Consider the following 26,975-nt stretch of genomic DNA (forward strand, 5'->3'; position numbering starts at 1 on the left):
CGCCGAGGGCTGCCCGGACGGCAGACATGCCTGTGGCGGTGGCTCGAGGTGGCTGGACGAAGCGGGATACACGGAAGGTTGCGGCGCTCGCACCGGCGGTTCCGGAAAGCGCGGCGCAGCTGGGCGCGCCGGCTGGACGCCGTAGCGGCTGGGCCAATCGGCCGGCCACGGGTCACCAGTCTGCGAGACCGCGGGCTGCACGTCCGACGAGACGGCGTCATCGGCCGCGTGGCGGGCGCCGGCCTGGCCCTCGGGTAGCGGCCGGCCGCGTGTCCGTCGCGGATAGGTCAGGTCCGTCGCCACCCTTCGAGGGCCCCCGAGGGGTTCAAAGTCGTCGGCGGAGGTGGGGTGCATGACGGTGCCTCCTTGTGGGTCGCGGGCGGTACGGAGATGAGGAGTGGGAGCCGGGCGCAGCGACCCGTGGCGACGTACGAGGTACGCCCGGCCCTCCACCGCGACCTGACCGATCGGGTGTTCCGGGGTGCGGGTCGGTCAGGTGGTGAGGCCTGGACGCAGCGCCAGCAAGCACGCTTGACGCCACGGCCGGGAGCAATTCCATACCGGCAGCCTCAGCCGGTTGGCTTCAACAGCAAGTCGCGGACATCCTCAGGCGGTTCGGTCCATTCGAGAAACCGGTGCCAAAGGACTTTCGGGGTGAGCGAGGTGAGATCCTTGGCTGCGCGTTCCATCAGCACGGCGCTGTAGATCGCCACCTTGTGCCAGCCAAGGTCGACGAGCAGGTCACGTCGGGCAGAGGTGCACGGCCATGCCAACTCACAGCGGACGCACGTCCAGACCGGGATTCGCACCTGGTGCGCATGCCTGCCGAGTCGCTCGATCACATCGAGGTCGCCGACCGCCGACCACAACAGGGCCTCTGGCAACGGTGGCACGCCACCGAAGTAGCCTCTGCCCCCAACTGCCCGACCATGGCTTTCAGCCGACAAGAAGCCGGGACCGTCGGGTCCGAAACCGAGCACCTCAGGATGTCGTTGAAACATTTCTCGCCTCGCTCCAGCAAGAGCATGGGCGGATATCTGACATCCGCCAACGAGGACGAAAGTGCCACTCTGCAACGGGCCGGCAAAGCCGTGAAGACGATCACCAACGCCGATCTTTCCCCTAATCGGTCCGGGTGATCGGCCCGACCGATCACCCGTTCCGTCCACGACCAACGGGGGTTACTCTTCGGCAACGCATCCTGACGGTACGGAGCGCCCGTGAACACGAGCCGATTCGACGGCGGTCCACCCCCGCTGGCGACATGGGAGACCCCAGAGATGCGGCTCGCCCTGCGAACTCACGACCTGGCATTCGTCTTCCGCAAGCTGAAAAGCTGTGGCTACTCCCAACGCAACATCGGCGAGCTGACCCGGCAGTCCCAGTCGGAGATCTCCGACATCATGGGTGGCAGAGAAGTGCTCGCCTATTCGGTCCTGCTGCGCATCGCCGACGGTCTGCGGATCCCCCGCGGCTACATGGGCCTGGGCAGCTACGACCACGACGAACACACCCCAACGGAGGACGCGCTCACGACTGGGGTCACCACGCTCGACGAGGCCGAGGAGATCCACGCCGCGCTCCGGCACGCCGCCGAGGTGATGATGGGCACCTCGCTGCCGGATACCGCCCGCTGGTGGCAGCCACTCACCGAACCCCGCACGCCTGTCCCCGACCGAATCGGCGACACCGACGTCGACTACCTGGAGCATCTGACCCGCGTCCTACGAGCAGTGGACTACCAGAACGGCGGCGGCGCATGCCGCGAGGCGGTCATCGCCCAGACCGGGCACGCTCGCGCGATGATGCGCTCGGACTGCACCGACGAAGTCAGGCGACGGCTTCACCTCGCCGTCGCCGACCTACACAACCTGGCCGGGTGGACATCATTCGACGTCGGCCTGCACAGCACCGCCCGACTGCACTTCTCGCTGGCGCTGGAACAGGCCAAGGAAACCGACAACCTGTCCCTGGCGGCGAATGTCCTCTACCGGCAGGGCCGGGTCCACCTGCACCAAGGGTTCCTAAGCCAATCACTGCGATTCTTCCAACTCGGGCAGCTCGCCGCGCAGGACGCCGACGACCCGCTCACCGTGGCGATGTTGCACGCGAACCTCGCCTGGACCCACGCCATCATGGGCAACAACGCCAAGGCGGTCAGCGCCCTCGGCCGGGCGGAGGACGAGTTCGTCCGCGGGGAGGGCAGCCTTCCCGCATGGGTGGCGTTCTTCGGCGCAGCCGACCTGTCCGCCCTCACGGGGATGGTCTACAGCCTGCTTCCCGGCGACAAAAGCGCTGACAAGGCGGTCACCCACCTGACCACCAGCATCAACGCCCGCGGTGGAAAGACAGCCCGCAGCACGATCTTCGAGTTGACCGCGCTGAGCGCCACGAAGCTGAACAACGGCGATGTCGCCGGTGGAGTCGGCGACGGCGACCGCACCGTCTTGCTTGCCGAGCAGGTGAGATCGGTGCGAACCATCGACCGGCTCAGACCGCTACAGCTCGCGGCAGAGGCACACCCCGAAGACGAGGGCGCCACAGCACTCGCCCATTGCATTGCTACCCTACGAGGGGGATGACGAGCAGGAATTCACCGCCAAGCGGGCGGATCACCGATGAACGACTGCGCACGGCGCTCGAGGGCGTCGAGGCGATCACTGGCATCGACGTGACCGGTGCCCAACTGATCAAGTTCACCAACAACGCCGTCTATACCCTTCCCCACGCTCACGTTGTCGTGCGGATCGCGGCATCGGCGACGATGACCGCTCAAGTCGAGAAGATCATTAAGGTCGCCCGATGGCTTGATGACGGTGGCGTACCGGCGGTCCGGCTTCTCGACCTAGACCAACCCCTGGTCATCGACGGTTTGAACATCACGCTATGGGACAAGATCCCCGGCGGCGGCCCTCCACCGACCGGCGCCGACCTGGCCGCGATCCTGCAACAGTGGCACGCGCTGAACCCGCCTGAGGGCGGCCTCCCGACCTGGGACCCTGTGGCGGAGATCCGCAGTCGGCTGACCGAACCGGATGGTGTCGACGCTGACGACGTGGCCTACCTCCGTGCCGAATGCGACCGGGTCGAGGAACAACTCGCCGGCCTGTCATACGAGCTACCGACAGGACCGATCCACGGTGACGCGTTCATGGGTAACGTCATCGACGGCGCCACCGGCGCGGTGATTTGCGACTTCGACTCCAGCTGCGACGGCCCGCGGGAGTGGGACCTCGTCCCCCTCGCGGTCGGCAAGCTTCGCTTCGACTACCCCGGCGACGACTACAGCGACATGGCCCGTGAGTACGACTTCGACGTAATCAGCTGGCCGGGATTCCCGGTCCTACGGCGCCTGCGGGAGTTGAAGCTGGTGGCCAGCCTGGTTCCAGTGCTCGGCAGCCGTGCGGTACTCCGTCCGCAATGGCAAGCACGGATGAACACCTACCGCAGCGGGGACCAGACGACCCGATGGTCCACCTACGTCCGAGCCGCCTGATCTGAGCAGCCCCAAGCATCGCTGTGTGTCAGCCCTATCGGAGCGTCAGGCGAGCGCGGCGACCATGTCGTGGAGCTCCTGCCGGCCCGCCAGATTGGGCCAGCGCCGGGCGAGCATGCCGTCGAGAGTCCGCAGTTCCTGGCCGATGCGGGCGGAACCGGTGAGCTGAGCTGCCGAAGCGCTTCGCAGACCCAACACGATCGCCCGGTCGGGTTCCGGCTCCCGTGTTGCCAGCACGGTGTTGGCGAGTTTGGCGAGCAGGTGCCCTTGATCGCGCTGGAGATGCGCATCTGTTACTCGGATTTTGTCCTCGAGGATCCGGACTGCGGTCGCGGCGTGACCGCAGGCGCGGTAGCCGCTGGCGGATTGCTCCTCCAACACGTCGAGGCCGTATTGGTGCAGGTAGACCGGAGCGTCAGGATCGTCGTCGCCGGGATGCTCGCGCAGCAACGTAGCCGCGGTCTCCAGTTCCTGCTGGAACCGGTTTGCGTCGCCGTAGAGCGCCCATCCCCGCGCTTCCTGCTGCGCCGCGAGGGCGAGCAGGCGTGGGTTGAGGGCGCCCGGCACCTTACGAGCTGCCGTTGCCAGTTCGATCACCTCACGGGCGTCCTGATCGAGCAGGGCGATGTTGGACTTACGCACGAGCAGATAGGAGACCATGGCGTAGTCGCCGGTGGCCTGCGCCCACTGGCTCGCTCGATCCGACCAGTAGCGGGCGGCTGTCGTGTCACCGAGGTCCTGGTGCAGCCAGCCGGCGAACTCCGCGTACTGCGCGAGTAGCCGCAGCAACGGCCCCGTGGTCCCGGGTCTCGCGTTGCTGCGCAGCCGGTCGAGGACCTGTAGCTGGGCGAGGGTCGTGCCGATCAGTTGCCGGGGACCCATCATCTTGTCCGCGGTGAAGTGCTCGTCGAGCAGGCGTCCGAAATAGCCGAGGACCTGGGGGTCGATCCGGTGCTGTTCGGTGAGGACCTTGGCGACCCGGTCGGCCTGCTCAGCGTCGATGACCCCGCCGGGCAGCACCGCGCGTAGCATTCCGCCGGCCACCAGCTCGGCGAACTCGCGGCGGGAAATTGCCACTCGCACCGTCCTCCCGTCCGGTGTCCGCATTTCCAAGGTCACGCTATCGCTCCCGCCATCATCGACGTGCAACCCGACGAGCGGAAGGGTCCTTCGACCCTTCGGGGCTGGTGTGCGCTCCGGTGCGAGTGAGCGCAGTGTCATCAGCAGACCGCTCGCGTGCAGCGCGTCGTCGATGCCTTTGACCCATTCGGGCGCGGGCAGATGCTCGCCCCGCTCGGCACGGCAGAGCCGGGTGAAGTCGTAGCGCGCTATTGCTGCGAGGCCGCGCAGGCTCAGCCCGGCGTCGGTGCGCAGGCGATGCAGGACCACGCCGAAGACGTGCCGTACGGCATCGCTGTCGGTATCCATTCGACCGCTCCCCGGATCCGTTGCCGTCGATGTTGCCGCAACACCAACCTCCTTCTCAAGCCGTCACCGACCGGGCGACGCTGACCTGGTCAGGGTTCACCGTCCGCAACCAAGAAGGAGATCGACCATGTCGACCACCCCACTCGACGCTCAGGCCGTCGGCGCCCGGGCCGCACAGATCCTCCAGGCGATCGAGAAGCATCCGCTGCACACCCGCCTGACCGAGTCGTCGCTGAAGTACACCAGCTGCTGGTTCACCACCACCGGGTACGCGACGATCTCCAACTGGGACCTCGAGAGCGACGCGCCGCCGCTGGCCGTCGAGGGCCTGCGCGTACTCGCGATCAAGGCGGCGGTCTACGAGATGACCGGTGACGAGGTCCGCGCCGAGTTGCTGGTACCCGCCCCGGTCGACGAGATGATCCACGCGATCCTTGCGCAGTGGAACGTCATGACCGCGATCCAGCAGGACCTGGGTATCCGGTTCGTGCACGCCACCGAGCTGGAGGAGTTCACCTACTCCAGGGGCTGCGAAACGGACGCTTACTATGCGGCTGCGGGCTGGGGTCCGCAGCCCACCCGGTACTGGCTGACATCCGACGAGGTCAGCCGCCGGTTGGCGATTCTCGTCAAGTTGTACGACTCGATCGGCATCGACGGCTTCGGCCGCCGGCACGAGCACTCCTTCGACGAGGCCACCGTTCCCGCCTAGACACGCGAGCGGCGGGGCAACTCCCGCGACAGCGTGTGCCGCATCGCCTTGACGACTTCCTTGGCCGGGAACCGTTCGAGGGCCTGCCGCTCGGCGCGGCCCGCCGCCCGGAACAGTTCGTCGCTGTCGGCGATTCTCAGCACGGCCACCAGCCACGCCGCCAGGTCGTCCAGGTGCTCAGGCATCTCCAAGGCCACCGGTGAAGGGTCCGGTGCCGGGCCGTCCAGGTCCGGCACCGGGACACCACCTGAGGCGTACGCACCCACCGGCATCCCCACTCGATACGGATGCACGCAGATCGGCGTGCCGTCCGGAGTCGCCCGGTAGCCCAGCTCCGGGCGGAACGGGAACTGATAGCCCGGGCGCGCCACCACGTCGAAGCCGCCGGGTCCGAGGCTCTGCCCAGGGCAGACCCCACACGTGTCGTCGGCCCAGCACGGTTGCGGCGGCATCACGACACCCATCGTAGAACGTCCCCCGGGAGCGACCGATGACCGTATTGTCCCCGCCGCGACACCCCCTCGTCGACGCCGCGCTCACCGAAGCCCGCGCGTGGTGTGCCGGGCACCTGATCGAGGAGCGCCCCGCACTGCGGCACGCCGCCGCCGTCGCCTACGAGGTCGTCCAGCACACCCCGGACGCCTCCCCGGAGGTCGTCGCTGCGGCACTGCTACACGACGCGCCCGAGTGCGCCCCAGACGATCTCGACCTGTCCAACTACCTGACCGAGACCTACGGTGGGCGGGTCGCCCAACTCGTCATCGACCTGCACGCCGAGCACCAGTCGCTGGACACCCCGAACCCGCGGATCAGCACCGGCGACGTGACCCTGTTGATGCTGTCGACCGCCGACCAGGCCGTCGCGTTTCGCAGCAATCTTCACCGAGCTCACACCAGCGGCGACATGGCCGGCTTCTTCGGCGCGAAGACCGGCATGATCTGCCTGCTCGGCTACTTCCGGCGCTACCAGCAGGCCGGCGTCGGAGTCGTCCCCGCCACTCTGTCCGCAGACCTCGCCTCGTCGCTAGACCAGATCGACGCCGCGATGGCAGCGTTCCGAACCCGAACGTGATGCGCCGCACCGCGCCCGTCCCGGACCGCTGTGTAGGCGCCTGCCAGGCTGACGCGCTCAGGCGCGAGACGATCGCCGTCGGCCCGTACTCGGTCGTGGAGCGGCTTATACTGCCCCACGGTTCCACAGCGATCCTCAAACGCACCGACGCATCCATGTTCCCGGCCGAGGCGAACGCCCTCACCGCCGCCGGCCGGGCAGGTGCACCCGTGCCGACCCTGCAAGCCACCTGCACCCACGCCGACACCGCGTACCTGCTCATGGAAGACCTCGGCCCGGCCATCCGCCCAGCAGACTCCAGCGACACCGCCTACGCAGCGGCCCGCCTGCACCGCTACGGCGCGCATACAAGCCACGGTGACCTGCTGAACGAAACCGGGCTGAGCGAACTCCCGCACCGCGGCACCGCGGCGCTCGATCGCATCGCCCGCAAACACCCCGGGAAACTCGACGCGATCCGGCGCCTACTGAGGCAGATCGCCGAACGAACACCCGACCGAACGGCCGGCGCGCAACTGCCACCATTCGGGCTGTGCCACGGAGAACTGCACCCCAGCGCCGTGCACGTCACCGCCAGCCGCGTCATGTTGCTCGACCTCGCCGTGGCCTACACCGGACCTGGCCTGCTCGACCTCGCCGCACACTTCGGCAGCAACACCCAGCCCCAACCCGCCGCCATGCGGCACCTCATCCACCAGTACGTGCAAGCAGGCGGGCCCACCAGCGCAACCGCCAACCGCGGCGGTCTGACCGCCGAAGTATGGGCGCTCGGCTGGCACCGCGTGCACTCAGCGATCTGGCACCTCGAAAACCACCGCAGCGCCTCGGACCTAACGAGCGCCCAACATCAACTCGTCAATGCGCTGCACTACTTTACGCATTGACGCTGGCGGCAGGAGACGTGCATCCACCGTGCCACGGCCGACCTGTCGGCGGCATGAGCTGTGTCGGACGCTGAAACCGTCAAGGCCCAAGAGGTTCACGCAGAAGCGTCCCAGCGGATCAGGCGCAGGCTGCTGCCGGGCTTGGGGCCTGGTAGACGAAGATGCCGTAGCCGAAACCGGCCACGATGAGGCCGTCGGCGGTCTCTCTGAGAGGGCGGTTCGAGATCCTTAGGGTTGATCTATGCGTTGGGTCCGTTTGGAGATCGTTCTGTGGGTTCGCCATGGATAGTGATCACTCGATGGCGTGAAAGGTGAATGCCAGTCGCGACCGGGTCGTTAGCTGCGACGTTGGGTTGGCATGGGTGATCGAAAGCCGTACCCCGGCGACGTGACCGACGAGCAGTGGGCGTTGATCGGACCGCTCCTGGACGCGTGGCGGGCCACGCGTGTCTCGGTCGCGGGCCGCCAGGGCGAGCAGGATCTACGGGAGATCGTGAACGCGATCTTGTACCAGAACCGGACCGGCTGCCAGTGGGCGTATCTGCCGCATGACCTGCCGCAGAAGCCGGTGACCTACTACTACTTCGCGTTGTGGCGTGACGACGGCACCGACCAGACCATCCATGACCTGCTGCGCTGCCAGACGCGGGAGAAAGCCGGCCGGGCCGAAGATCCGAGCGCGGTCGCGGTGGACACCCAGTCGATCCGCGCGGCGAACCACGTCCCGGCCGCCACCACCGGCAAGGACGCGGGCAAGAAGGTGCCGGGCCGCAAGCGCGGCCTGGCCGTGGACGCCCTGGGTTTGATCATCGCCGTGGTCGTGACCGCGGCGTCGGTGACCGACAACGCGATCGGCATCCGACTGCTGGACAAGGTCGCGCAGCACACGCCGACGGTGACCGTGGCCTGGGTCGACGCCGGGTTCAAGCAGGACGTCGGTGTGCACGGCGCGGTCCTGGGCATCGACGTCGAGGTCGTCAAGCGATCCGACACCCTGCCTGGGTTCGTGCCGGTGAAGAAGCGGTGGATCGTCGAGCAGGTCTACGGCACCCTGATGCTGCACCGCCGCCTCGTGCGCGAGTACGAGAGCCGGCCCGAATCGAGCGTGTCGCGCACGTTGTGGGCGTCGATGGCGAACATGGCCCGCAGGTTGACCGGCACCAGCACCCCGACCTGGCGACACGGATAGGGGCCCGCCGGTGCATCTCGAAACGATCCTCGGCCTGATCACCGAACGCGAAGCCGCCGCAGCTGCGACCGTTGATCGGCTCCGCGAGCAGATCGCGCTGCTGTCCACCGAACTCACCCGCATCGATCGTGAGCTGGCCGACCTCGCGACCACCCGCACCACCCTGCGCAGCCTCGCCGCGACCGAGTTCACCGCCGACGACCCGACGGTGATCAGCTCCGCCTACCAGCAGATCCTCGCCGTGCTCGGCACCGCGAACGCCGGGATGCGCGCCAAGGACATCTGTCTCGCCCTCGGCATCGAACCGCTACCGAAACACGTTGAAGGCACCCGCGCGAAACTGAAACGCCTGGTCACCCGCGAAATCGCCGTCGAGACACAGCCCGGGATATTCACTCTGATCCAGAAAAGGACCTAATCTCACGAACCGACCTCTGAGCGCTCAGGAACTGCGTCCAGGTCGGCCCGGTGCGCCGCGGGGTGCGGGATCCACCCCGGCCTTGGTCAGGATGGACCACACGGTGCTGGCCGCCACCCGGTGGCCCAACCCGACCAGTTCGCCCTGGATCCTGCGGTGGCCCCAGCTCGGATTCTCCTTCGCCAGGCGCAGCACCAGCGCCCGAATCTCAGCCTGGACCGGCGGGCGACCCGGCCGGCGCCGGGGAAAGGTCCATTTCCTGGCGTTCAGGGTGCGGTGCCAGCGCAGCAGGGTGGCCGGGGTGACGAGGAACGTGGCCCACCGCGGCCGCGGCAGCAGCCGGGACAACGCCGAGAACCGCCCGGTCGTTCGGTTCCAGATCAAGACGTTGGACCTGACGACGCAGGACCGCGACCTGGTGGCGCAGGACCAGGATCTCGACTTCGTTCGCCCGCTCGCCACGCAGGCCCAACACGATCAACTGCAGCACTTGTCGCAGCACCAGGTATCCGAACGACACGACCATGCCGGACAGCCTGCCTCCCGACCAGTGACCGGCAACGCACAGAACCGCAGGTCAAACCCCGAAACCCTGTTTTCGAGCGGTACAGGCCCAGCCGACGAGTTGGCCGGTGTAGCCGGAGTCGGCCCAGACCAGCCGGATGCCGGGGAAGCAGGCGTGCACCGCCCAGAGCAGTGATCGGGCGCCGTCACGGTCCTGCACTCCGGCGCCGGTGACCAGGATCGCGAGGAGCAGCCCGCAGGTGTCGACCGTGATGTGACGCTTGCGGCCGTTCACTTCTTGCCGGCGTCGTAGCCGCGGCAGGAGCGGCCGACGGTTCCGCGCCGCGGATCGATTGGGAGTCCATGAGGGCGGCGGTGGGTGCCGGTCGCGGCCTTCGACGCGTTCGCGGAGGTGGTTGTGCATCCGGTTGAGGGTGCCGTCGCAGGTCCAGGCCTTGAAGTAGTGGTAGACCAGCTTCGGGTGCGGGAAGTCCGCGGGCAGCGCGTCCCATTGGCAGCCGGTCCGGTCGAGGTAGCGGATCGCGTCGACGATGTCGCGACGGGGGTAGATGATCGGGCGTCCCCGTCCCGTCCCGGCGGGCACGTGCGGGGCGAGTACGGCCCATTCGGCGTCGCTGTGTCGGAGGGGTAATGCCGGGGTCGGGCGGTGGGTAGGTGCTCGTTGAGAGCGGCCGGGGTGGCCGACGCGGCGGTCCCGGCACAAGGAATACAGACAGGGTAGGCCTTCGGAGTCGGGCTGCTGGTTTAGTCACCTTTGCTCGTACCGAAGGCCCTTCTTCATGTCACGCGGCCACGCCGCCCGGACGCACAGGTATCGATCTCCGACCTACGCCCGCCGCCCGGGACCCCCTTATTTACCAGGGTCTTAGCGGTAATAGAACCTGTCATGCGGTTTGTCAAAGAATCGCGGATGGGCTGTCAGCTTGCCTGACTCGGCCTGAGCGTGCTTCGCGAACTCCGGGTCGGCCTTCCACATCACCGGCTCGCCGAACACGGCGACCCGGGCCATCAGCGATGCGCCGTCCGTGCGGTCCTTGAGGTCATGGCGGGCCCGCCGCAGCACCGCTTTGCCCGCACGGGTAGCCGGTGGGACATCGGACACCACGACCGTGGCCACGCCCAGGGACAGCGCGATCACGCCGAGTCCGAGCACCAGCGTGGCATGGCCTGGTGCCGAGAAGTCCATCGCCAGAATCACCAGCCAGACCAGGCACCAGCCGACGACCAGCAGACCCGGTATGCGAAGGAGGCGCAGCCTCTTCTGCCGCGCGGCCGACAGTATCCAGCCCCGCTTCACCAGCCTCGTACCCAGCGCCGCGCCGACGCGGCGAACATCGGCGTCAAGCGTCAGCGTCTGCCAGGAGTGTGGCTGTCGCAGAGCGTTCCGGACGGCGCTCAGCAGCCTCGGCGCACGCTCGGGCAGGCCAGCCGACGGCCTGACGGCGATCAGGTTCGCGGACGCTGCGGCGCGGACGATCCCGAGCCGATGCAGCTCAGCGATGCAGGCGTAACCGGCGAGCCTGAGACCGCCGTTGAGGTAGGCGACCTCCATCGCCGTCCAGGACTCGTCTCGGCCAGCGCCGCGCCGCAGCCACCATCGCGCACCCGCGGAGACGGCCAGGACGGCAACCGCGAGCGCCGCGTAGGCCGACAGAATCACCCAAGCCTCGTATCGTTCTGCTGCCATGGAGAGGTACGTCAACTTCCGGCGGGCGCGAGTGAACCGCCGGCCTCTACGAGATTCGCCTCCGCCTGGACGATCATCGCGTTGACCGCAGGCTCATCGCGCTTCCACAGGTCGGCGAGGGTTCCGAGTACCAGCATCCTGATCAGCATCTCGTCATCGACGGTCAGATCCGGCTCGGGGACGTCCTCACCGAGGGCCGCGCGGACCATGTACTCCGTGGCCATGAGATCCAGATCGGAATAGTAGCCGTGCGCCGCCGCGATCAGGTCGCTGATCTCACGCAAGTGAGAATCAGGACGGAACTGGATGTGCACGGCGACGGCAAATACGACCCTACCCAGGCGCGTGACATCGTCGCTGCCCGACTCGTGAAGAATCGCCGACAGGCGTATGCGTTCCTCGCTGTGCCGAAGCATGGCAGCGCTAAAGAAACGCCCGGCCAACGTCGAGGGCGAGGTGTTCCGGGCGCCGCGACCGGGCCGCGCCGGCCGGGACTTGCGTCCGCCGAACACACGGCCCAAAGCGCCGCGGGCTGGTTTCGGCGTTTCCGGTGCCGCGGGCATGGAAACGTCACCGCCGAGGTACGGCCGCCTCGTGCGCCGACGCGTACCGCGGGTGATCACCGGCGCGTCCGGCGGCCCTTCCGGAGGCACCTCCACGCCGCGATACTCCGCCGCCACCCGCCGCTCGGCGGCGACCAGTAGACCGTCGGCCTGCTCGTCGCTGAGCTCGAGCTCGTCGACCAGCGCGAACAACAGGGCATACATGATCTCACCGCAGGTCGCACGATCGACGGAGTTGAACAGCAGTTCCTCACCCAGCACACCGCGCAGCACCGCCTCGACATCGGCGGCGGAGAAGACCCCGTGTGGATCCCTAGCGAGGAACCGCCGCACGAAAACCGTGATCAGCCGCAGATCATGCGGTCCGAACCGCCGCTGCGCGGCCATCGCGACCGCGACCGGCATGACCTCAGCCCAGCCGCTCTCGTCACTCGGATCCAGGGCGTCCAACTCGCGCCGGCCCTGCTCGTCGCCGCGCAGCTCGGCGCTGAGCATGCGAGCCTCAAGCGACTGCAGGGAGATACCGCCGCTCACTCATGCCTCCCAACGGGAACGTTCGTCATCCTATCGTCGTCGCCATACTCGCCATAGCCGGACGGCCCGGAGGATGCTCCAGACGGTGACGTATGGAGCCAGCAGCCATTCGCTGCCAGGCTCGAACCCGCCTTCTCCCGCGCTGCTCTTGATCTGCGGGTGAGAGCTGCGCGGGACAGCCGTCCCAGCTCGAGGGAGTCCCTCAAGAAGGGCGGCACCGTGGTCCGCACCCGAAGTGCCTAGATCCTTCAGACCATCGCCCGTCCGATCGGTTTGACGGCCAATTGCATCCTTAATTCTTTCAATGATGCGTCTCGGCAGGGACACGGCGTGCGGGTTCTTGGGCAGAGGCTTGGGCGCCTGGGCTCCACCGGCCTCGATGATCTCCCTCGGTGTCGGCGGCTTGGGTCTGCCTGGCTTGCCTTTGGGCTTCGCGGCTTTGTAGTTGGGCTGCTTCTTCTTTCCGCCCGACTTCTTTTTGCCGCCGGTCTTGCCCTTGGGCTTACTGCCGCCGGACTTCTTGCCGCCGCCCTTCTTGCCGGATGGCTTGTGCTTGCTCGGCTTCGCTTTGCTGTTCTTGGCGGGGTGACGCTTCGAGTAGTTCTTCTCGGCGCGCTGCCGGTCGACCTCGGACCTGTACTGGCCCTGACGCTTGGCCTTGCTCTGTGCTTTGTTGGGTTTTGCCTTCGCCCGGTGGGCTCCGCCGCCGCGTGCCCCGCCGGACCCGCCGACCTTGCCGAAGCCGCCGCCGAAGGAGATGTAGCCCCTGCTGCCCGCGGGTCCTCCGCCGCCGGCCCATGGGTCCAGGATCAGGCCGTCGGGGTCGGAGAAGCTGACCGGGTTGTTGTTGGCGTAGGCGTAGCCGTGCAGGGTTTGCGGGTCGCCGTAGTCGACGAGCGGGTCGACTGAGATGAAGCGGCCGGTGCCGGGGTCGTATTCGCGGGCGCCGAGGTGGGTGAATCCGGTGGCGTCGTTGGTGCCTCCGACGAAGCCTGTGCGGTCGGGCCAGATCGGTGCGGCGCCCCGCGGTTCGCCGAAGGGTGTGGTGCGGCGCCGGGCCGAGGTCAGGGTCGCGGCGTCGATCGCGAGTTGTCCGGTGCCGTGGTGGTCGGTGGTCACCCAGGTCAGGCCGCCGTCGGTGGTGCGGACGGCGTCGCCGTAGAACCGGGTCGCCTTGACGGTGCCGGCGTTGTCGACGCGGATTTCGCTGTGGCCGAGTTCCAGGGTGGTGGCGAGCGGGTCCGTGGTGAGCAGCCGGGTGCCGCCAGCGTCGTACAGGTAGTTGTGGGTGCCGCCGGCCGCGGCCGTGAGGCTCTGCAGGAGGCCTTCGGCGTCCCAGGTGAGCGTGTCGGTGCCGGCCGCTGCGGTGCGGGTCTTGAGGTTGCCGGCCGGGTCGTAGGTGTAGGAGGTCGTCGGGCCGCCGCCGCGGGTGTCGCGGCGGGTCAGCGCGTGTGGCTGTGCGCCGCCGGCGGCGGGGGTGGCGTAGTCGCGGATGGTGTCGCCGGTGGCGGTGTGTGTGGTGTCGGTCGTGCGGTTGCCCATCACGTCGTAGGTGAAGGACTGCCAGTACGGGTCCGGGCCAGCGACGGCGGCCTGGCTCGGGTCGGCCTGGCAGGTGCCGGCGGTGGTGGTCCAGGCCTCGGTGAGGCGGCGCAGGTAGTCCTGTTCGAAGCACTGCTGCGTGATGGTGGTGTTGCCGGCGGCCTCGTTCACCTCGTTGATGGAGGTGACGTTGCCGATCTGGTCGTATCCGTACAGTTCGGTGAGCTTCTCGTCCCAGGTGTTCGCCGCGCCGGCGCGCTCGGTGAAGACCTGGGACTTCGTCAGGCGCAACGTCGATTCCTCGAAGGTGTCGTCGAGGCGTATCCGCTTGCCGCCGGAGCCGAGTAGGCGTTGCTTGAGTCCGCCGTGCCAGGCGTAGGTCGCCCCGGCGAGGTAGGTGTCGGTGCCGGTCAGGGTCGCGATGTCACCGGGGTCGGTGTAGGTGGCGGTCACGGTCTCGGCCGGCATCGTCCCGACGGCGGGGTAGGTCATCGTGTCGATCGAGCCGTCGGCCTTGTAGGTGTAGCCGGTGGTGTATTCACCGGTCAGGCCGGTGTGTCCGTCCGGGACGGTGACCTTGATGCCGGTCGGGTCGTAGTTGGCGGTGTAGCCGGTGACTGCCTGGGTGTACTGCTTGCCGTTGACGTGCCGGGTGGCGGAGGTGAGTTCGCCCTCGGCGAGGGTGTCGTAGGTCCAGGCCGCCCGCAGGGCGCCGGTTGCGGAGTCGTCGCGCAGCTCGGTCATCCTGCCGAGGGAGTCGTAGCGGCGCCACAGCGTCTCGCCGCGCCCGTCGGTGGTGGTGGTGAGCTGGTCGGCGTTGTCGTAGGTGTAGGCGGTGCTTCCGGCATCCGGGTCGGTGGTGCCGGTCAGCCGACCCAGTAGGTCGTAGCTGCGGGTCCAGTTGTTGCCGGCCGGGTCGGTGATCCTGGTCAGCTGGCCGAGCCGGTCGTGGGTGTAGACGGTCTCGTCGACGGGGTCCTGCGCGCCCGGTCCGCGGTGTTGCTGCAGGCGGGTCGGTGTGCCGGTGACGTCGAGAATTGTGGTGGTCTTGGTGCCGCCGGCCGGCGGTATGACGGTGACGCGGTCTCCGGAGAACGTCGCGGTGCCGGCCCACTTCTTGACGTTGCGCGACCACAACGCGGACTCGGTCGCTCGTTCCAGGCCGTCGTAGGTGTAGCGGGTCTGCGCGTCGACGGCGGTGTCGGCGAAGCTCACCAGGGTGGCGGCCGGCGCGGAGGCGTTGTTGTAGAAGTCGGTCCTGGCACCCACCAGGCCGCGGGCGTCGTAGCGGGTGTCGGCGATCGCCCGTTTGCCGTCCGGGGTGGTGATCTGTTCCTGCCGCAGGCGCTGGAGACCGTCGTAGATCTCGTACGAACTGATCTGGTTGCCGTTCGGGCCAAGGTCCAGGGTGCGGGTGTGGCTCGGGGAGGTGTAGCCGTTGACGGTGTACTCGTACTGGGTGTTCGGCGTCTGGCTGGTGGTGCGGCCGGGCAGCCAGAGCTTGGTCATCCGGCCGAGCGGGTCGTACGCGGCGCTGGTGACCCGGCCGTTGGAGTCCGTCTCGGAGGAGGCCTCACCGCGCAGGTCGAACGCGGTGACCGTGTCGTAGCCGGCCGGGTCGAATTCCTTCTCGGCCGTGACCGGGCCGCCGAGGACCGGCGTGTACTCCGTCCTCGTGGTCCGGTTGAGGGCGTCGGTCTCGCTCAGGGCGCGGCCGTGTGCGTCCCAGGTGGCGGTCCCGGAGGTGACCCAGTTCGCGGTCGTGCCGGTGTAGGAGGCCAGGTCGTCGGTTCGGGTGTCCAGGCCGCGCGTCGGTGCCGCGCCCAGGGTTGCCGAGCCGTCGTAGTAGGTCCGTTCGCCGCCGAGGACGTCGGCCGGGCCGGGGGTGGCGGCGCAGTTGGTGACGAGTTCCTCGGCCGGGTAGTCGAGCAGCCAGGCGGTGGCGGCGGTGTTGCGCGCGTACGTCGTAGTGGTGCAGACATCGTCGTCGGTGGTGCCGACCAGGCCGCGGTCGGTCTCCTTGACGACCTGCCCGTAGGTGGCGTCGAAGGCGTACTCGACCTCGTGTTCGCGCCAGGTCGACGTCGCCGGCAGGTACTCGAAGGATTCCTCGCGCAGGACCTCGGTGAACCAGGACTCCGTCGTGGGCGGCTGGGCATGGGTTTCTGCTTCGGTGCGCAGTCCGGTCCGTTTGGGCCAGGGCTGGTAGCGGGTCTTGTAGAGCGCGGTGGTGCCGTCGGCCGCGTAGGTGGTCTCCTCGAGCAGGAAGCCCGCCCGGTTGTTGGTGTCCTGCCAGCTCGCGGCGTGCGAGTCCGTGATCGAGGCGGTGCGGGCGGTCACACCGGCATCGGTGCGGTCGCCGTGCATGCCCCGGAAGTACCGGTACTCGGTCTTGGTGCGGGTGCCGGTCGTCGGGCCGGTGATCACCTGGACGTTGGAGAAGCCGCGCCAGTCCGACCAGGTGCGCAGCGGCAGCGACTTCCCCCACTTCCCGGTGTCGTCGTGGTGCCACAGCACCGAGGTGCTGGATCCGGCCGTGCTGTAGGCGTAGGTGTGCAGGACGTCCGGGGAGCCACCGACCAGATCGCGTTCGGTCACGCTGCTCACGCGGTACTTGTTCCACCACGCCCAGCCCGCGGCGGCGTCCGGTGGGGTGTAGTACTGCGGGAAGCAGCGCTTGGAGTTGGTGTCCGGATTGGCCTGCGACGTGGTGGTGCAGTCCGAGCCCTGATAGGCGATCTGCAGCTCGCCGCCGGTCTCCGAGGTGACCCGGGTGATGCGGTACTTGTTCGAGGTCGGCACCGCGGCGGCGGTGTTGTAGTCGGTGCGGTTCGCGCCGCGGGTGCCGCCGAAGTCGACCCGGGGCAGCGCCTGGCTGCCGCCCGTACGGCCGGTGCGGATGATGGTCGACATCCACAACGAAGGGTCGGTGGTGTCGTTGGTGGCGGGGAAGCTGTGCGTGAACGCCCACTCGTCCACGGGCGTGTAGGCGCCGCCGGAATACACCGAAGTGGCGATCTTGGTGAGGCGCTTGGCCGTCCAGAACGACGGCGCGGTGTTGTTGGCACAGGGCGCCGCGTTGCACTGCAGGTCCCACGGGGTGTCGGGCCAGTTCGCCGCCACCGGCGTCGAGCCGCTCCAGCACGTCGCCAGGCATCGGTCGCTGGGGGTGAAGTCGACCTTCATCGGCGCCGTGGTGGTCAGTTCGGTGCCGTAGCGGGTGCCGTAATCGATGCGCTTCAGCCAGCCGCCGCGGTCGTACGCCCTGACCGTGGTGGTACCGGCCAGCTTCGTGTTGCTGGTCTCCTTCTGGTACCAGTACGACATGGTGTTGCCGTGCGGGTCGACGACATAGTCAAGATTCCAGCGCCAGGCCATCGCGCACCAGGACCCGGCGAAACCGCCCGTCTTGTAACAGGGCTCGGCGGAGCGGTTGGCGAAGACCGGCGCACCCCAAACCGACGAGGTGTTCGGTTGCGGGCTCTGCCAGCCCGGCAGCTGGCTCTTACCGAACCAGTACTGCGTGCCGTCCGGCGTCGTCAGCTTCCAATGCTCATTGTTGTAGTACCCCGTGCCGGTCCCACCACCCGTGACCAGCTCCACGTAGGAGCCGTCGTCGTCGGCCAGCCGCCACTTGCCGGTGGCGTCGTCGAGCACCAGCTCGGTCGACTGACCGTTCCAGGACAGCACGGCGTTCTGATCGCGATAGCAAAGGTCGTCGGTGGCATTGGTGTACTGAGCCGTGGTCGAACCGGTCACGTCGTCACGGCACGCCCGGTACTGCCGCTCGATGAAACCCGGCTCGTAGCCCCAACCCTCACCAACCCAGGAAGGCTGAGCACTCTCCCCGTTGGTACGCCCGTCCACCGCACCCGAGCTGTAACTCAGCCCCACCTCGGGCTCAAGCTCGCCAGGCGAAGGCGGCACCGTCATCGGATACGACCACGAGAAGTCGCCGGACTGCCGGCCGGCCGCCCAGGACGCCGAATCGGCAAGATCGCTCTTGGCGAAGGTGCCGGTGTCGGCGCTGGCCGCGAGGGTCGTGACGGCCAGCACGGTGGCCTGCTGCGCGTCGACGTCGACGTCGGCGACCAGCCGCGATCCGGTGAGGTCGTTCTTGGCGCGGATCGGCGTCGCCGCCTGGCACTGCGCCTCGGCGGGCGTCATCGCCGCGCAGGCCGGCAGTTCGACGAGTTGCAGCCGGCGTGCGTAGTCGCCGCCGAAGGCGTTGCGAAGACCCGAGTAGTCGATCTCCACGGACACTGGCGCCGCGGCCGGTTCGCCGTCGGCGCGGGTCAGGCCGATCATCAGCCCGGAGACACCGGCGGCGGCCGCCTGCGCACGGCTCATTACCTCGGAGGTGACCTTGTCGACCTGCGCAGATGCTGGCCGCCCCGCCTGGGCGACAGTCCTTCCGATCCGCACCGGCTGGCCGGCCACGCTGCTGAGACCGGTTGTCCCCAATGTTGCTTCGGCCTTGCTCGGGGACGGCCACCGTGGCGAAGACGGCTCCCAAAGGTCGGTCTGCGTCTGCGACCTCTGCGGCGCCCGGGCCTCGACGGTACCGACCGCGACCGACCTGTCGGCTTTGAGTTTCGGTGCGGGTTTGGGTTCGGCCCGCGCAACTCCCGCGAACGGCAGCGATCCGGCCAGAACAATCATGGCCACTGTCAGCGTGGACCGGCGAATCCAGCGCCAGAGACCCTCAAACAGAGACGACGAACCGACTTCCGAGTCCATGCCCGGCCCTTCCCCCGTGGAAGCCTCACATTGAGACGTGCGGATGTTATGAGGATCTAAACGATGTCCGCAAGAGATGACTACAACTGGCGATGATCAATCAGACGCAACGGACATATGGCCAGCACTTCGTTACCCTGGGGCAAGGTTGCTGCATGAGCCACGCGCTACTCTCGACGCTGTCATTCACATCCATGAGAGCTGAACCGATAAAACGATGCCGAAAGCGCCGAATTAGCTCGATCGATTCGTTATCGCGATTTGACAACTCGTGACCCCGCGGCCGTAACCGCCCGAAGTCTGCGAACCGCGACCGGCGCGACACCGGCACCGGTTTCCTGAGACCTCAGCGTCCCGCCACGCACCACGCAACGGACTGACGGTGAAGGACGTGAGGCGCCGCCCGGCGGCGCCCAACGTCGTCAGCTCACTCGTCCCGATCCTCACCGTCATCCGGGTTGGTCGGCACCGCCGGTGCCTGCATGAGACAGCGCAGCGCGCCATCGACATCGGTGCCGTGGGTCTCGGCCGGCTACAGGAGGAACTGACATGACCACGCCTGCACCCGAACCGCACATCATCGAGATCAGCGAGGAGGTGTTCGACCTGTTCGCCCGGCCGCGATGCGACGCGGGGCGACCATCACCGGACACCGTCGACTGGGCCGCATCCTGATCCTCGCGGCATCGCCACCCTGGCGAAACAGTCGGCAGCGGTGACCTACGGCCAGACCATGAAGAGCACGAACCGGGTGTCGGTCTCCAAGTAGTAGACGCCGTCCTCGAGCTCGCCCAGGTACCAGGAATCACCGGCGTCGAGCTTGCCCTTGAGGTCGACCGGGATGATCGGCTCGGTACTGACCGGATACCACTCCCAGGCGTCAAACAGCCGGTCGAACTCACTCTTCGAAAGTCGGGCCACGCCCTGCACCCAGGGGTCGTCCTGGTCGTCGCCGGGGGTGAGGTCCTTGGTCTGCTCGGTGTGCCAGTAGGCCTCCTCGACCACGCCGAGGCGCTCCATCCGCTCGATCCGCACGTTCTTTCCGCTTCGGAAGGTCTCGGGGGCGTCCGAAGCGGACGTGCAGCCGGCGAGGAGGACGGCGGAGAAGAGCAGGGCAACGGGCCCAATCCTGATCACCCTGGCACCATACGGCTATCGCACCGTCACGGAGTAGCCCGACTTGTCCGCCGGCCCCACCGCCGGGTCATCGACGACGCGATCCGTGATCTCGCTCGGGCATGCGCCGAGCTAAACACCCCTGAAGGACCTCGCTACCCGTCGCGCCCGCTTCGGGCATGCCACATCCAGCGGACGGCCTGGCGCGGGCGTGCCGGGGTGGCAGTCACGGGCCGTCGGCGGCGCAGTAGGCGATCGATCAGAGCGGGGTGGGCGTGCGCTCGGTCAGGCGCCGTTTCAGTTTGTTGATCAAGTCGCGGGCGCCGGCGTGGTCACCGGCTGCGTTGAGCAGGTCCGCGGCGTGCTGGTGCACGGCCTCGTTGTAGGGGTCGATGGTGATGGCCTGTTGGAGCCAGGTGAGGGCCTGGTCGGGTTCGGTGTGTTCGGCAAGGGTTACGCAGGCGTCGACGACGGTGCGACGAGCCTGTTCTCGCGCGGATATCAGGCACGGCCAGTCGCGGCCTGCGGCGAGTTCGCCGTGGTACAGCTCGACGACGCGCCGGCAGGCGTGGTGCTGGGCGGTGGTGCCGATGGCGTGGGTCATCGCGTGGACGGCGGTGTGCCATTGGTCCAGGTCGGTGGGGATGGCGCGGCGGTTGAGCAGGTAGCGGTGGTCGTGGCGGGTGATGGGGTCGTCGCCGAGCAGGGGTCGTAGTTGGTGGCGTAGGTCGGTGAGGGTGGTGTGGAGTCGCTGGCTGATGGTGGCGGCGGGTAGGTGTGGCCAGATGGCGTGGGTGAGTTCGTTGCGGGTGGCGCCGTCGGGGTGCACGGCGAGGTAGGCGAGGATCTGCAGGCCGGCGGTGCGCCGTATGTGGACCTGTTGCTCGGCGACACTCAGGTGACAGCCGCCGAGCAGCGTCAGGTGCGCCGCGGTAGCCGTACCGGGTTCCGCTGTCAGCACGGTCGCCGGGCCGGGCTGGGGTGTGGGTGGCGGGTCGGCGACAGGTGCGGGTGACGGCCAGGGACTGCTCAGGGAGAGCAGGTCGGCTGTCGTCTGCGGGTCGAGGGTGCAGAGTCGGCGGGCCTCGGTGAGGCCGGTCCCGGTGGCGGTGCCGTCGGCGGTGACGTGCCAGCGGTGGGTGGCGGCGGGGTCGTCGCCGAGCACGACGAGGGTGCCGGTCCGGTGACCGGTGCTGGCGCCCGGCGCTGCCACGAGGTCGACCACGCCTAGGTCCGTCGGGTCGCCGGCAGGCAGGAGGGTGCGCAGGTCGCTGGGTGGCACCGACACTGCGGGGGTATCGCCGCTGGTGGTGGTGAGGGCGGAAACGATCAGCAGTCCTCGGGCGGCTGCGGCAGCACCGGGTCCGGTGAGCTGCAGAACCCCTTCAGGCAACCGCAGCGCCAGCAGCGTCGACGGTGTGTGGTCGTGCCCGGTGGTTGCGGTGCCGGTGACAGCGGTGGTGATGGTGTGGATAGCACCGGGCAGCGGTTGCAGGTCGGGGTCGTGGCGGTGGTCGCGGGGCCGGTGGGGGTCGGGTCGGTAGTAGCGGCGGCGGTGCAGCCAGGCCAGGCCGGCCAGCGCGGTGATCGCGGCGGCGGTGCGGTACGGGATCCAGCCACCGCCGGGCAGGTCGACACCCGCCGGCGGTGTCTTCACCGGCTGGTCCGGGTGGGGCGCGGCTCGGTCCGGGTCTGGGTCGGAGGGTTGCGGTGTCCCTGCCGTCGCCGGCGGCGGTGGGGGGTGTTCGCCGGGTGTGGCGGGCAGGGTGAGTGCGGCGATGCCGGCCATCGAGCTGGCGGTCATCTGGGCGGGGGTGGGTACCGGCAGGTGACGCATGCGGTGCAGGCGGCGGCGCAGCTCGGTCAGGGCGCGGCGGGTCAGGTGCGTCAGGAGCAGCAGCCAGGCGACGCCGGCGACGGTGACGCAGGCGGTGATGATGGTGCCGGCGGTCACCGGCTGCTCGAGCCACGCGTGAACCTGAGCTTGGGTGGGCGGACGCCACGGATGGTGCCGCAGCCAGAGGCCGGCGAGCAGCGGCGGGCCGATGACGATGATCAGCACGGCCACCGCGGTGGCGAGGCGATTCATCCAGCGCATGACAAAGCCTGTGGGTCAGTTCGGCCGGGTGCGGACCAGTGCCCACGCGTGCCCGGCCCACCAGACTGCGACGGCGATCGCCCAGATGATCGCCGGAATGTCGGGGCCGCTGCGGGAGATGATGGTGGTGAAGACGCCGATCGGCACGGTGAGCGCGAGGCGGGCGGCGGGATGCCGGACGAGAGCGCAGGCGACGGCGGTACCGATCAGCAGGCCGCCGGTCAGGCCGATGACGGTGGTCCAGTCGTTGAGCCACGCGGGTAGGCCGCCGTGCCACCACAGGCTCACGGCGAGAATGCCGGCAGTGGCGGTGGTCATGGAGCTGGCGGGAAACGCGAGGAAGCCGTCCCAGCCGCCGACGGGTGCGGCGGCGCGCCGCCAGGCGAGCCCGGCGACGAGCGCGGCGATCGCCGCGGTGGGCAGGACTGGGAGTAGTGCCCAGCGCAGCAGGTCTGCGGTGGGATGGTTGAAGAACACGGCGGCGGTGATCGCATACAGGCCGGCGGTGGCCAGCCCGGCAGCGACCGCGATCGCGATACCGCCGCTGATCCTGCCGGTGGCGGCCTGCCCGGCTCGGGTGGGGGCGCGTTGGTCGAGCAGGGCCGCGAACAACGCCGCCGCTTGCAGGGCGGTGATCGCGGCGAGGACGGCGGCGACCGCGAGTTCGCCCCAGTTCGCCATGACGTAGTAGCCGACTCCGGGACGGTCGGGGGTGCCGTTGTAGAAGTCGGCGGACAAGACGAAGTGCGCGTACAGGGCCAGGGACGCCAGGCCGGGCAGGGCGAGGGTGATCAGCCGGTGCAGCGGCGGTAGCCGCAGCGGTTCCTCGACGCCGCCGGCGACCGCGGTGGTGTCGGTGTCGGCGGCGCCGAGCACGGCCGCCAGCTGCGGGGAATTGGTGAGCTGCGGGGTGGCGCCAAGTTTCGAGGCGATCATCTCGCCGGCGCCGGGAGTGACGGCCGCGGCGCCGATCAGGTACACGCCGCTGACCTGGTCCAGGGTGAGGTCGGCGTTGCCGAGCGCCTGTGCGGCCAGTTCACCGACGCGTTTGAACACCGGCTGCGCCGCCTCGGCCACCTGCTGGGTGTTGACCACCATGGGTGGCTGACCGCCGGGCACCGGCATCGTCACCGCGACCTGTTCGGACAACGCGTGCCGGGCGGCCCGGACGTTGGTCAGCACCGGCCACCGGTGCTCGGCGGGCAGGTCGGCCAGGTCGGTTCCGGTGAGCGCGCGGATCAGGGCGGCGTCGATGCGGTCCCCGCCGGCGTCCGGGTCGGCGAGGGTGGACAGCACCTCGCCACCGCCCGCAGCGTGCTGGACGACCGTCACCTCGCCGCCGGCACCGACATCCAGGACCAGCGCCGGCCCGCCGGCATTCGCCCGGGCCGCGACGGTGTCGTCGAGGTGGGCGATCGCGGCGACCGGCGCCTCGATGAGGCGGGCTACCGGCAGGCCGGCGTGGCGGGCGGCGTGCCGCAGCCAGGTCCGACGGCGGGGACCCCATCCGGCCGGGACGACCATGCGCACATCGTCGACCGGCTCCCCCGCCACCTGCTGGGCTTCGGCTGCCACCTGACGCAGGGCCGCGGCGACCAGGTCGACGACCTCGACCTCAACGCCGCCGACGGTGACGCGGCCGGTGCCGGCGCGTAGCGGCGACACGACCAGGCCGTCCGGGTCGGCGGCGGCGTGGCGCCATGCCGCCGCCCCGGTCACGATCCCGGTGTTGCTGACGTGGGCCGCGGTCGACATCTCGGCGGCACCGTCGAAATGCAGCGTCGTGCTGCCGCCGGGTGCGACCAGGATCGCCCGCACCGTGGCGGCGCCGTAGTTGATCGCCAGCCGTGAATGCACGCCAGCCAGTGAAGCAGAAGATCGCCGTTCCGTCAGTCCGCAATGGACTTCCGTAGCTCCGCCACTCCCGTCTGCGGACACGGGTGCTGACCTGCGGTGGTGAGTCTGTGTGAGTCGTTGTGAGCGGCTGTGAGGCGCCGAAGACCGCCAGGAGGGCCGGCCGGTGCCTAGCCTCGCATCACCGCCTACCACGGGTTCCCGTGGCAGGCGGTGATCGCAGGCGGCCTGGATGCCGCGCCCGTCGACGGGCCCGGACTCGGAACCTTATCGGGCCCGGCGACGAGGAAAGGAAGGGTGTCGAGATGATCCAGGTGATCGCTGCGGTCCGGGCCACGGTGGTCGCGGTGACGGTGCTGGCCGGGACGCCTTTCGTCCTGGCCGTTTTCGGCGGCAGCCCGCTACCGGATCGGGTGCCGTCGGCGGCACAGCTGCACACCTGGCTGCAGGACCCCCTGCGGCCCCAGTACGTGCCCGCGACGGCTCGGGCTGTGGCGTGGCTGATCTGGGCACTGTTGGCCGCCATGATCCTCGCCGTGTGGTCGCTACGTGTCCGGCGGTGGCACTGGCGATGGGCGCGTGCGGCCGCTCTCCTACCCGGCCCGGTGCAAGGACTGGCAGCCACGGTGCTGGGCGCCGCCACCGTCACCTCCACCGTCGGCGCGCTGCCGGTGAACGCCGCCGCGCCCACCACCGTGACCGACACCGACGCGACCGCGATCACCGCCGACATTGTCCCCGTCCTGGCAGCGGCCGCGAGCCGGCAAACTGCGGAGCCGGGGAAAGTCTCGCGCACCGTCACGGTCCACCGCGGCGACACCCTGTGGGACATCGCCGCTACCCGGCTCGGCGACCCGCACCAATGGCGACAGATCTACCAGCTCAACAACGACCGCTATCGCCACATGCGCGGCGGCCGGCACATCGAACCCGGCTGGACCTTGACCCTGCCCGCGCGCACCACCGCACCCGATCGCCGCCCGCCACGGCCCGGCATCACCCCGCCCCACCGACCCGACACCTCATCCCCGGGGTCGCCAGCAGCGGGTGCAGTGCCGCGAGCATCCGCGACCGCCGGCCCTTCGGCTGCCGCACCGAGCGCATCACGCGATGCCGAGACGGCACCGCCCCACGCCGGCGGCCCGACGGCTGGGCAGGCTCCACATCCCTCCCCCACCGCGCCGGCCGATCCCCGCATCGACGGTAGGGCAGTCCCCCATGGATGGATCACACTGCCGCTGGCTGCATCCCTCGCCGCGGCCGGCGCGACGGTCTGGCTGCGACGCCGCCACCGCACCGTCGTCCCCGCACAGCGCCGCCGCACCACCGACGATGATCCCAGCCTTACGCCCCTGTCACCGATGATCGCAGCGATCAGGCACAAGGTAGGCCAGCAGGAGCCCACCTCGACCGGCACGTCGTCCACACCGCCGTCTGTCATTGACGCCGCCGGCCTGCCAGCGGCCGTACAGCCCGACCTTCCTCCCCCAGGGCCCACCGCCGCGGTCCTGAGCGGAACCGGCGACACCGAACCCGGGACCGGGCGCGGCCTGGTCGGCGCCGGCGCCGAGTCCGCCGCCCGCGCGCTGCTGGTAGCCGCCCTGTCGTCGGGAACCCCTGCCGACCCCGATACCCAAGGGCTGGCCATCGTCACCGCCGACACCCTCACCGCCCTACTCGGCGGCGCTGCTGCACCCGCCGATATCCCACGACTGCATGTGAGCGCCAACTTTTCCGATGCGCTGGCACACCTCGAGGACCTCGTGATCGAACGCCACCGGCACCTGCAGGACCACGACGTCGATGACCTGCCGGCGCTGCGCGCCGCCGACCCACGCCCGCCCATGCCACCGGCGCTCCTCATAACCTGCCGCCCGCCGGAGAATCTGCACGCCCGCCTGTGCGCCGCACTGCTGCTCAGCACTCCCCTGCAGATCCAGGCGATCATCCTGGGTGAATGGCCCCACGGCGAGACCACCGCCGTCCAGGCCGATGGCCATACCGGCAGCGAGCGATTCGCCGTCCTCGATACCGCCACGACCATCCAACATTTGGCCGCGCTGCACGAGATGCACACCGGCGAAGCTGCCTCCCCCACACCAGTGGCATCCACGGCACCCGCTGATCCGGCCGAGGATCAACCCGACGACGCCGCGGATGCCGACCCTGGGCACAACCGAACCGGCATGGCAGCCGCGCCTGGCCACATGAACAGCGACAACGACAGCACCCCCGCACCGCCCGACGGAGCAGGGGACGCCGAGCACACCGCCCCCACCCATCGAACCGGCGGCACCCGCCCGGCCACCGACCACCGCGTCCGCATCCGCCTACTCGGCGCACCAGCCATCCACGACCGTGACAACAACCCGGTCGCCGGCCTGCGCCACCACGCCCGCGAGCTCCTCGTCTATCTGACCATCCACCGCGACGGCGCCGACCTACCCGACATCATGGAAGCACTCTGGCCTACGGCCACCATGCGCCGCGCCGCACAACGACTGTCCACCGAAACCGCCGACCTCCGCCGCCGGATCCGGCAAGCCGCCGGCGACACCACCATCCAGCCAGTCGTCAACACCGGCGGCCGCTACCACCTCAACCCCACCCTCCTCGACATCGACGTCTGGCGACTCAACGACACACTGCGGCGCGCGCGAACCGCGGACCCGGACGACCGGACTGAACTGCTGCGGCAGGCCATCGACGTGCACACCGGCACCCTCGCCCAGGGATACGACTACGAGTGGATCGAACCCGCCCGCGAACACTTTCGCCGGTGCGGAATCCGTAGCCGGCTCGAGCTGGCGGATCTCCTGGCACCCCACGACCAGGCAGCCGCGACGAGTCTCCTCCACGCCGCGGCCGCCCTCGACCCGACCAACGAAGACCTGGCCCGGCGCGTCATGCGTGCCTGCGCCCAGACCGGCGACAGGACGGGCATACGGGCGGTGCTGCAGCAGCTGCAAGAAGCCCTGCACGGCATCGACGAGGAACCGTCCGAGGAAACCCTCGCCCTCGCCGCACAGCTGCAAGACCCCAACGAATAACCGAAGCCATCCCGCCAGCGCGTGCGCCGGGCCCGACCAGCACGTCGCGGCTGCCATGAAGGGAGTC

General features: G+C 69.0%; 21 protein-coding genes. 9 read left to right on the forward strand and 12 right to left on the reverse strand.

The window, feature by feature from the left end:
- Window positions 1-569: 569 nt before the first annotated feature.
- Entirely contained in the window at window positions 570-884 is a 315-nt protein-coding gene (locus ACIBSW_RS39540) for a hypothetical protein (RefSeq protein WP_354721290.1), read from the reverse strand.
- 396 nt (window positions 885-1,280) lie between these two features.
- On the opposite strand from ACIBSW_RS39540, the gene ACIBSW_RS39545 reads away from it, so the two are divergent.
- A complete protein-coding gene (locus ACIBSW_RS39545) occupies window positions 1,281-2,582 on the forward strand; it encodes a transcriptional regulator (protein WP_354721292.1) in 1,302 nt (433 codons plus the stop codon).
- Window positions 2,579-3,496, forward strand: coding sequence for an aminoglycoside phosphotransferase family protein (locus tag ACIBSW_RS39550; protein WP_354721294.1), 918 nt, complete (start codon window positions 2,579-2,581; stop codon window positions 3,494-3,496). The genes ACIBSW_RS39545 and ACIBSW_RS39550 overlap by 4 nt, the downstream gene beginning before the upstream one ends.
- A gap of 45 nt (window positions 3,497-3,541) precedes the next feature.
- Here ACIBSW_RS39550 and ACIBSW_RS39555 read toward each other — a convergent pair whose 3' ends face one another.
- Window positions 3,542-4,924, reverse strand: a complete 1,383-nt coding sequence (locus ACIBSW_RS39555) for a helix-turn-helix transcriptional regulator (RefSeq protein WP_354721295.1) — start codon at window positions 4,922-4,924, stop codon at window positions 3,542-3,544.
- 127 nt (window positions 4,925-5,051) lie between these two features.
- Here ACIBSW_RS39555 and ACIBSW_RS39560 point away from each other — a divergent pair, with 127 nt between their 5' ends.
- Window positions 5,052-5,636 carry a hypothetical protein gene (locus ACIBSW_RS39560; protein WP_354721297.1) on the forward strand — a complete coding sequence of 195 codons (585 nt, stop codon included), beginning with the start codon at window positions 5,052-5,054 and terminating at the stop codon, window positions 5,634-5,636.
- Here the strand turns inward: ACIBSW_RS39560 and ACIBSW_RS39565 are convergent.
- Complete coding sequence (locus ACIBSW_RS39565) at window positions 5,633-6,088, reverse strand: hypothetical protein (protein ID WP_354721403.1); 456 nt, start codon at window positions 6,086-6,088, stop codon at window positions 5,633-5,635. The genes ACIBSW_RS39560 and ACIBSW_RS39565 overlap by 4 nt on opposite strands.
- A 38-nt stretch (window positions 6,089-6,126) precedes the next feature.
- On the opposite strand from ACIBSW_RS39565, the gene ACIBSW_RS39570 reads away from it, so the two are divergent.
- The 4 genes from ACIBSW_RS39570 (at window position 6,127) to ACIBSW_RS39585 (ending at window position 9,199) form a co-directional block, all read left to right on the forward strand.
- A complete protein-coding gene (locus ACIBSW_RS39570) occupies window positions 6,127-6,708 on the forward strand; it encodes a metal-dependent phosphohydrolase (protein ID WP_354721299.1) in 582 nt (193 codons plus the stop codon).
- A complete protein-coding gene (locus ACIBSW_RS39575) occupies window positions 6,705-7,592 on the forward strand; it encodes an aminoglycoside phosphotransferase (RefSeq protein ID WP_404799604.1) in 888 nt (295 codons plus the stop codon). Before ACIBSW_RS39570 ends, ACIBSW_RS39575 begins: the two co-directional genes overlap by 4 nt.
- Before the next feature lie 358 nt (window positions 7,593-7,950).
- Window positions 7,951-8,781, forward strand: coding sequence for an IS5 family transposase (locus ACIBSW_RS39580; RefSeq protein WP_354721303.1), 831 nt, complete (start codon window positions 7,951-7,953; stop codon window positions 8,779-8,781).
- 10 nt (window positions 8,782-8,791) lie between these two features.
- Window positions 8,792-9,199 carry a hypothetical protein gene (locus ACIBSW_RS39585; RefSeq protein ID WP_354721304.1) on the forward strand — a complete coding sequence of 136 codons (408 nt, stop codon included), beginning with the start codon at window positions 8,792-8,794 and terminating at the stop codon, window positions 9,197-9,199.
- A 24-nt stretch (window positions 9,200-9,223) separates the two neighbouring features.
- Here the strand turns inward: ACIBSW_RS39585 and ACIBSW_RS39590 are convergent, their stop codons facing one another.
- The 6 genes from ACIBSW_RS39590 to ACIBSW_RS39615 form a co-directional block, all read right to left on the reverse strand.
- Window positions 9,224-9,394, reverse strand: a complete 171-nt coding sequence (locus tag ACIBSW_RS39590) for a hypothetical protein (RefSeq protein ID WP_354721405.1) — start codon at window positions 9,392-9,394, stop codon at window positions 9,224-9,226.
- Window positions 9,395-9,407: 13 nt separating this feature from the next.
- The gene (locus ACIBSW_RS39595; RefSeq protein ID WP_354721413.1) at window positions 9,408-9,725 is read right to left on the reverse strand and encodes a hypothetical protein; all 318 of its coding nucleotides are present in this window, start codon (window positions 9,723-9,725) and stop codon (window positions 9,408-9,410) included.
- Window positions 9,726-9,776: 51 nt separating this feature from the next.
- Complete coding sequence (locus ACIBSW_RS39600) at window positions 9,777-10,427, reverse strand: IS5 family transposase (RefSeq protein ID WP_354721306.1); 651 nt, start codon at window positions 10,425-10,427, stop codon at window positions 9,777-9,779.
- A gap of 162 nt (window positions 10,428-10,589) precedes the next feature.
- The gene (locus ACIBSW_RS39605) at window positions 10,590-11,411 is read right to left on the reverse strand and encodes a TIGR04222 domain-containing membrane protein (protein ID WP_354721308.1); all 822 of its coding nucleotides are present in this window, start codon (window positions 11,409-11,411) and stop codon (window positions 10,590-10,592) included.
- 11 nt (window positions 11,412-11,422) lie between these two features.
- Entirely contained in the window at window positions 11,423-12,508 is a 1,086-nt protein-coding gene (locus ACIBSW_RS39610; protein WP_354721310.1) for a hypothetical protein, read from the reverse strand.
- A gap of 30 nt (window positions 12,509-12,538) precedes the next feature.
- Window positions 12,539-18,400: an RHS repeat-associated core domain-containing protein gene (locus ACIBSW_RS39615; RefSeq protein ID WP_404799605.1), complete on the reverse strand. Its 5,862-nt coding sequence runs from the start codon at window positions 18,398-18,400 to the stop codon at window positions 12,539-12,541.
- A 939-nt stretch (window positions 18,401-19,339) separates the two neighbouring features.
- Between ACIBSW_RS39615 and ACIBSW_RS39620 the strand changes: the two genes are divergently transcribed.
- Complete coding sequence (locus ACIBSW_RS39620; RefSeq protein WP_354721313.1) at window positions 19,340-19,465, forward strand: hypothetical protein; 126 nt, start codon at window positions 19,340-19,342, stop codon at window positions 19,463-19,465.
- Window positions 19,466-19,510: 45 nt separating this feature from the next.
- Here the strand turns inward: ACIBSW_RS39620 and ACIBSW_RS39625 are convergent, their stop codons facing one another.
- The 3 genes from ACIBSW_RS39625 to ACIBSW_RS39635 form a co-directional block, all read right to left on the reverse strand.
- Window positions 19,511-19,927, reverse strand: coding sequence for a hypothetical protein (locus ACIBSW_RS39625; RefSeq protein ID WP_354721314.1), 417 nt, complete (start codon window positions 19,925-19,927; stop codon window positions 19,511-19,513).
- Between the two features lie 238 nt (window positions 19,928-20,165).
- Window positions 20,166-21,995 carry a hypothetical protein gene (locus ACIBSW_RS39630; RefSeq protein ID WP_354721316.1) on the reverse strand — a complete coding sequence of 610 codons (1,830 nt, stop codon included), beginning with the start codon at window positions 21,993-21,995 and terminating at the stop codon, window positions 20,166-20,168.
- A gap of 24 nt (window positions 21,996-22,019) precedes the next feature.
- Window positions 22,020-23,861 (reverse strand): Hsp70 family protein, encoded by a 1,842-nt coding sequence (locus ACIBSW_RS39635; RefSeq protein ID WP_354721318.1) that lies wholly within the window; start codon window positions 23,859-23,861, stop codon window positions 22,020-22,022.
- 302 nt (window positions 23,862-24,163) lie between these two features.
- Here ACIBSW_RS39635 and ACIBSW_RS39640 point away from each other — a divergent pair, with 302 nt between their 5' ends.
- Complete coding sequence (locus tag ACIBSW_RS39640; RefSeq protein ID WP_354721320.1) at window positions 24,164-26,908, forward strand: BTAD domain-containing putative transcriptional regulator; 2,745 nt, start codon at window positions 24,164-24,166, stop codon at window positions 26,906-26,908.
- The last annotated feature ends 67 nt before the right edge of the window (window positions 26,909-26,975 follow it).

It is taken from the genome of Actinoplanes sp. NPDC049668, from assembly GCF_044465445.1.
Taxonomy (GTDB): Bacteria; Actinomycetota; Actinomycetes; order Mycobacteriales; family Micromonosporaceae; genus Actinoplanes.

Excerpts from the sequence above, each read along its gene's own strand:
- ACIBSW_RS39545 (WP_354721292.1), top strand. The coding sequence starts at position 1,281 with ATGCGGCTCGCCCTGCGAACTCACGACCTGGCATTCGTCTTCCGCAAG.
- ACIBSW_RS39550 (WP_354721294.1), top strand. The coding sequence starts at position 2,579 with ATGACGAGCAGGAATTCACCGCCAAGCGGGCGGATCACCGATGAACGA.
- ACIBSW_RS39555 (WP_354721295.1), bottom strand. The coding sequence starts at position 4,924 with ATGGATACCGACAGCGATGCCGTACGGCACGTCTTCGGCGTGGTCCTG.
- ACIBSW_RS39560 (WP_354721297.1), top strand. The coding sequence starts at position 5,052 with ATGTCGACCACCCCACTCGACGCTCAGGCCGTCGGCGCCCGGGCCGCA.
- ACIBSW_RS39565 (WP_354721403.1), bottom strand. The coding sequence starts at position 6,088 with ATGCCGCCGCAACCGTGCTGGGCCGACGACACGTGTGGGGTCTGCCCT.
- ACIBSW_RS39570 (WP_354721299.1), top strand. The coding sequence starts at position 6,127 with ATGACCGTATTGTCCCCGCCGCGACACCCCCTCGTCGACGCCGCGCTC.
- ACIBSW_RS39580 (WP_354721303.1), top strand. The coding sequence starts at position 7,951 with ATGGGTGATCGAAAGCCGTACCCCGGCGACGTGACCGACGAGCAGTGG.
- ACIBSW_RS39595 (WP_354721413.1), bottom strand. The coding sequence starts at position 9,725 with ATGGTCGTGTCGTTCGGATACCTGGTGCTGCGACAAGTGCTGCAGTTG.
- ACIBSW_RS39605 (WP_354721308.1), bottom strand. The coding sequence starts at position 11,411 with ATGGCAGCAGAACGATACGAGGCTTGGGTGATTCTGTCGGCCTACGCG.
- ACIBSW_RS39615 (WP_404799605.1), bottom strand. The coding sequence starts at position 18,400 with ATGAGCCGTGCGCAGGCGGCCGCCGCCGGTGTCTCCGGGCTGATGATC.
- ACIBSW_RS39620 (WP_354721313.1), top strand. The coding sequence starts at position 19,340 with ATGACCACGCCTGCACCCGAACCGCACATCATCGAGATCAGCGAGGAG.
- ACIBSW_RS39630 (WP_354721316.1), bottom strand. The coding sequence starts at position 21,995 with ATGAATCGCCTCGCCACCGCGGTGGCCGTGCTGATCATCGTCATCGGC.
- ACIBSW_RS39640 (WP_354721320.1), top strand. The coding sequence starts at position 24,164 with ATGATCCAGGTGATCGCTGCGGTCCGGGCCACGGTGGTCGCGGTGACG.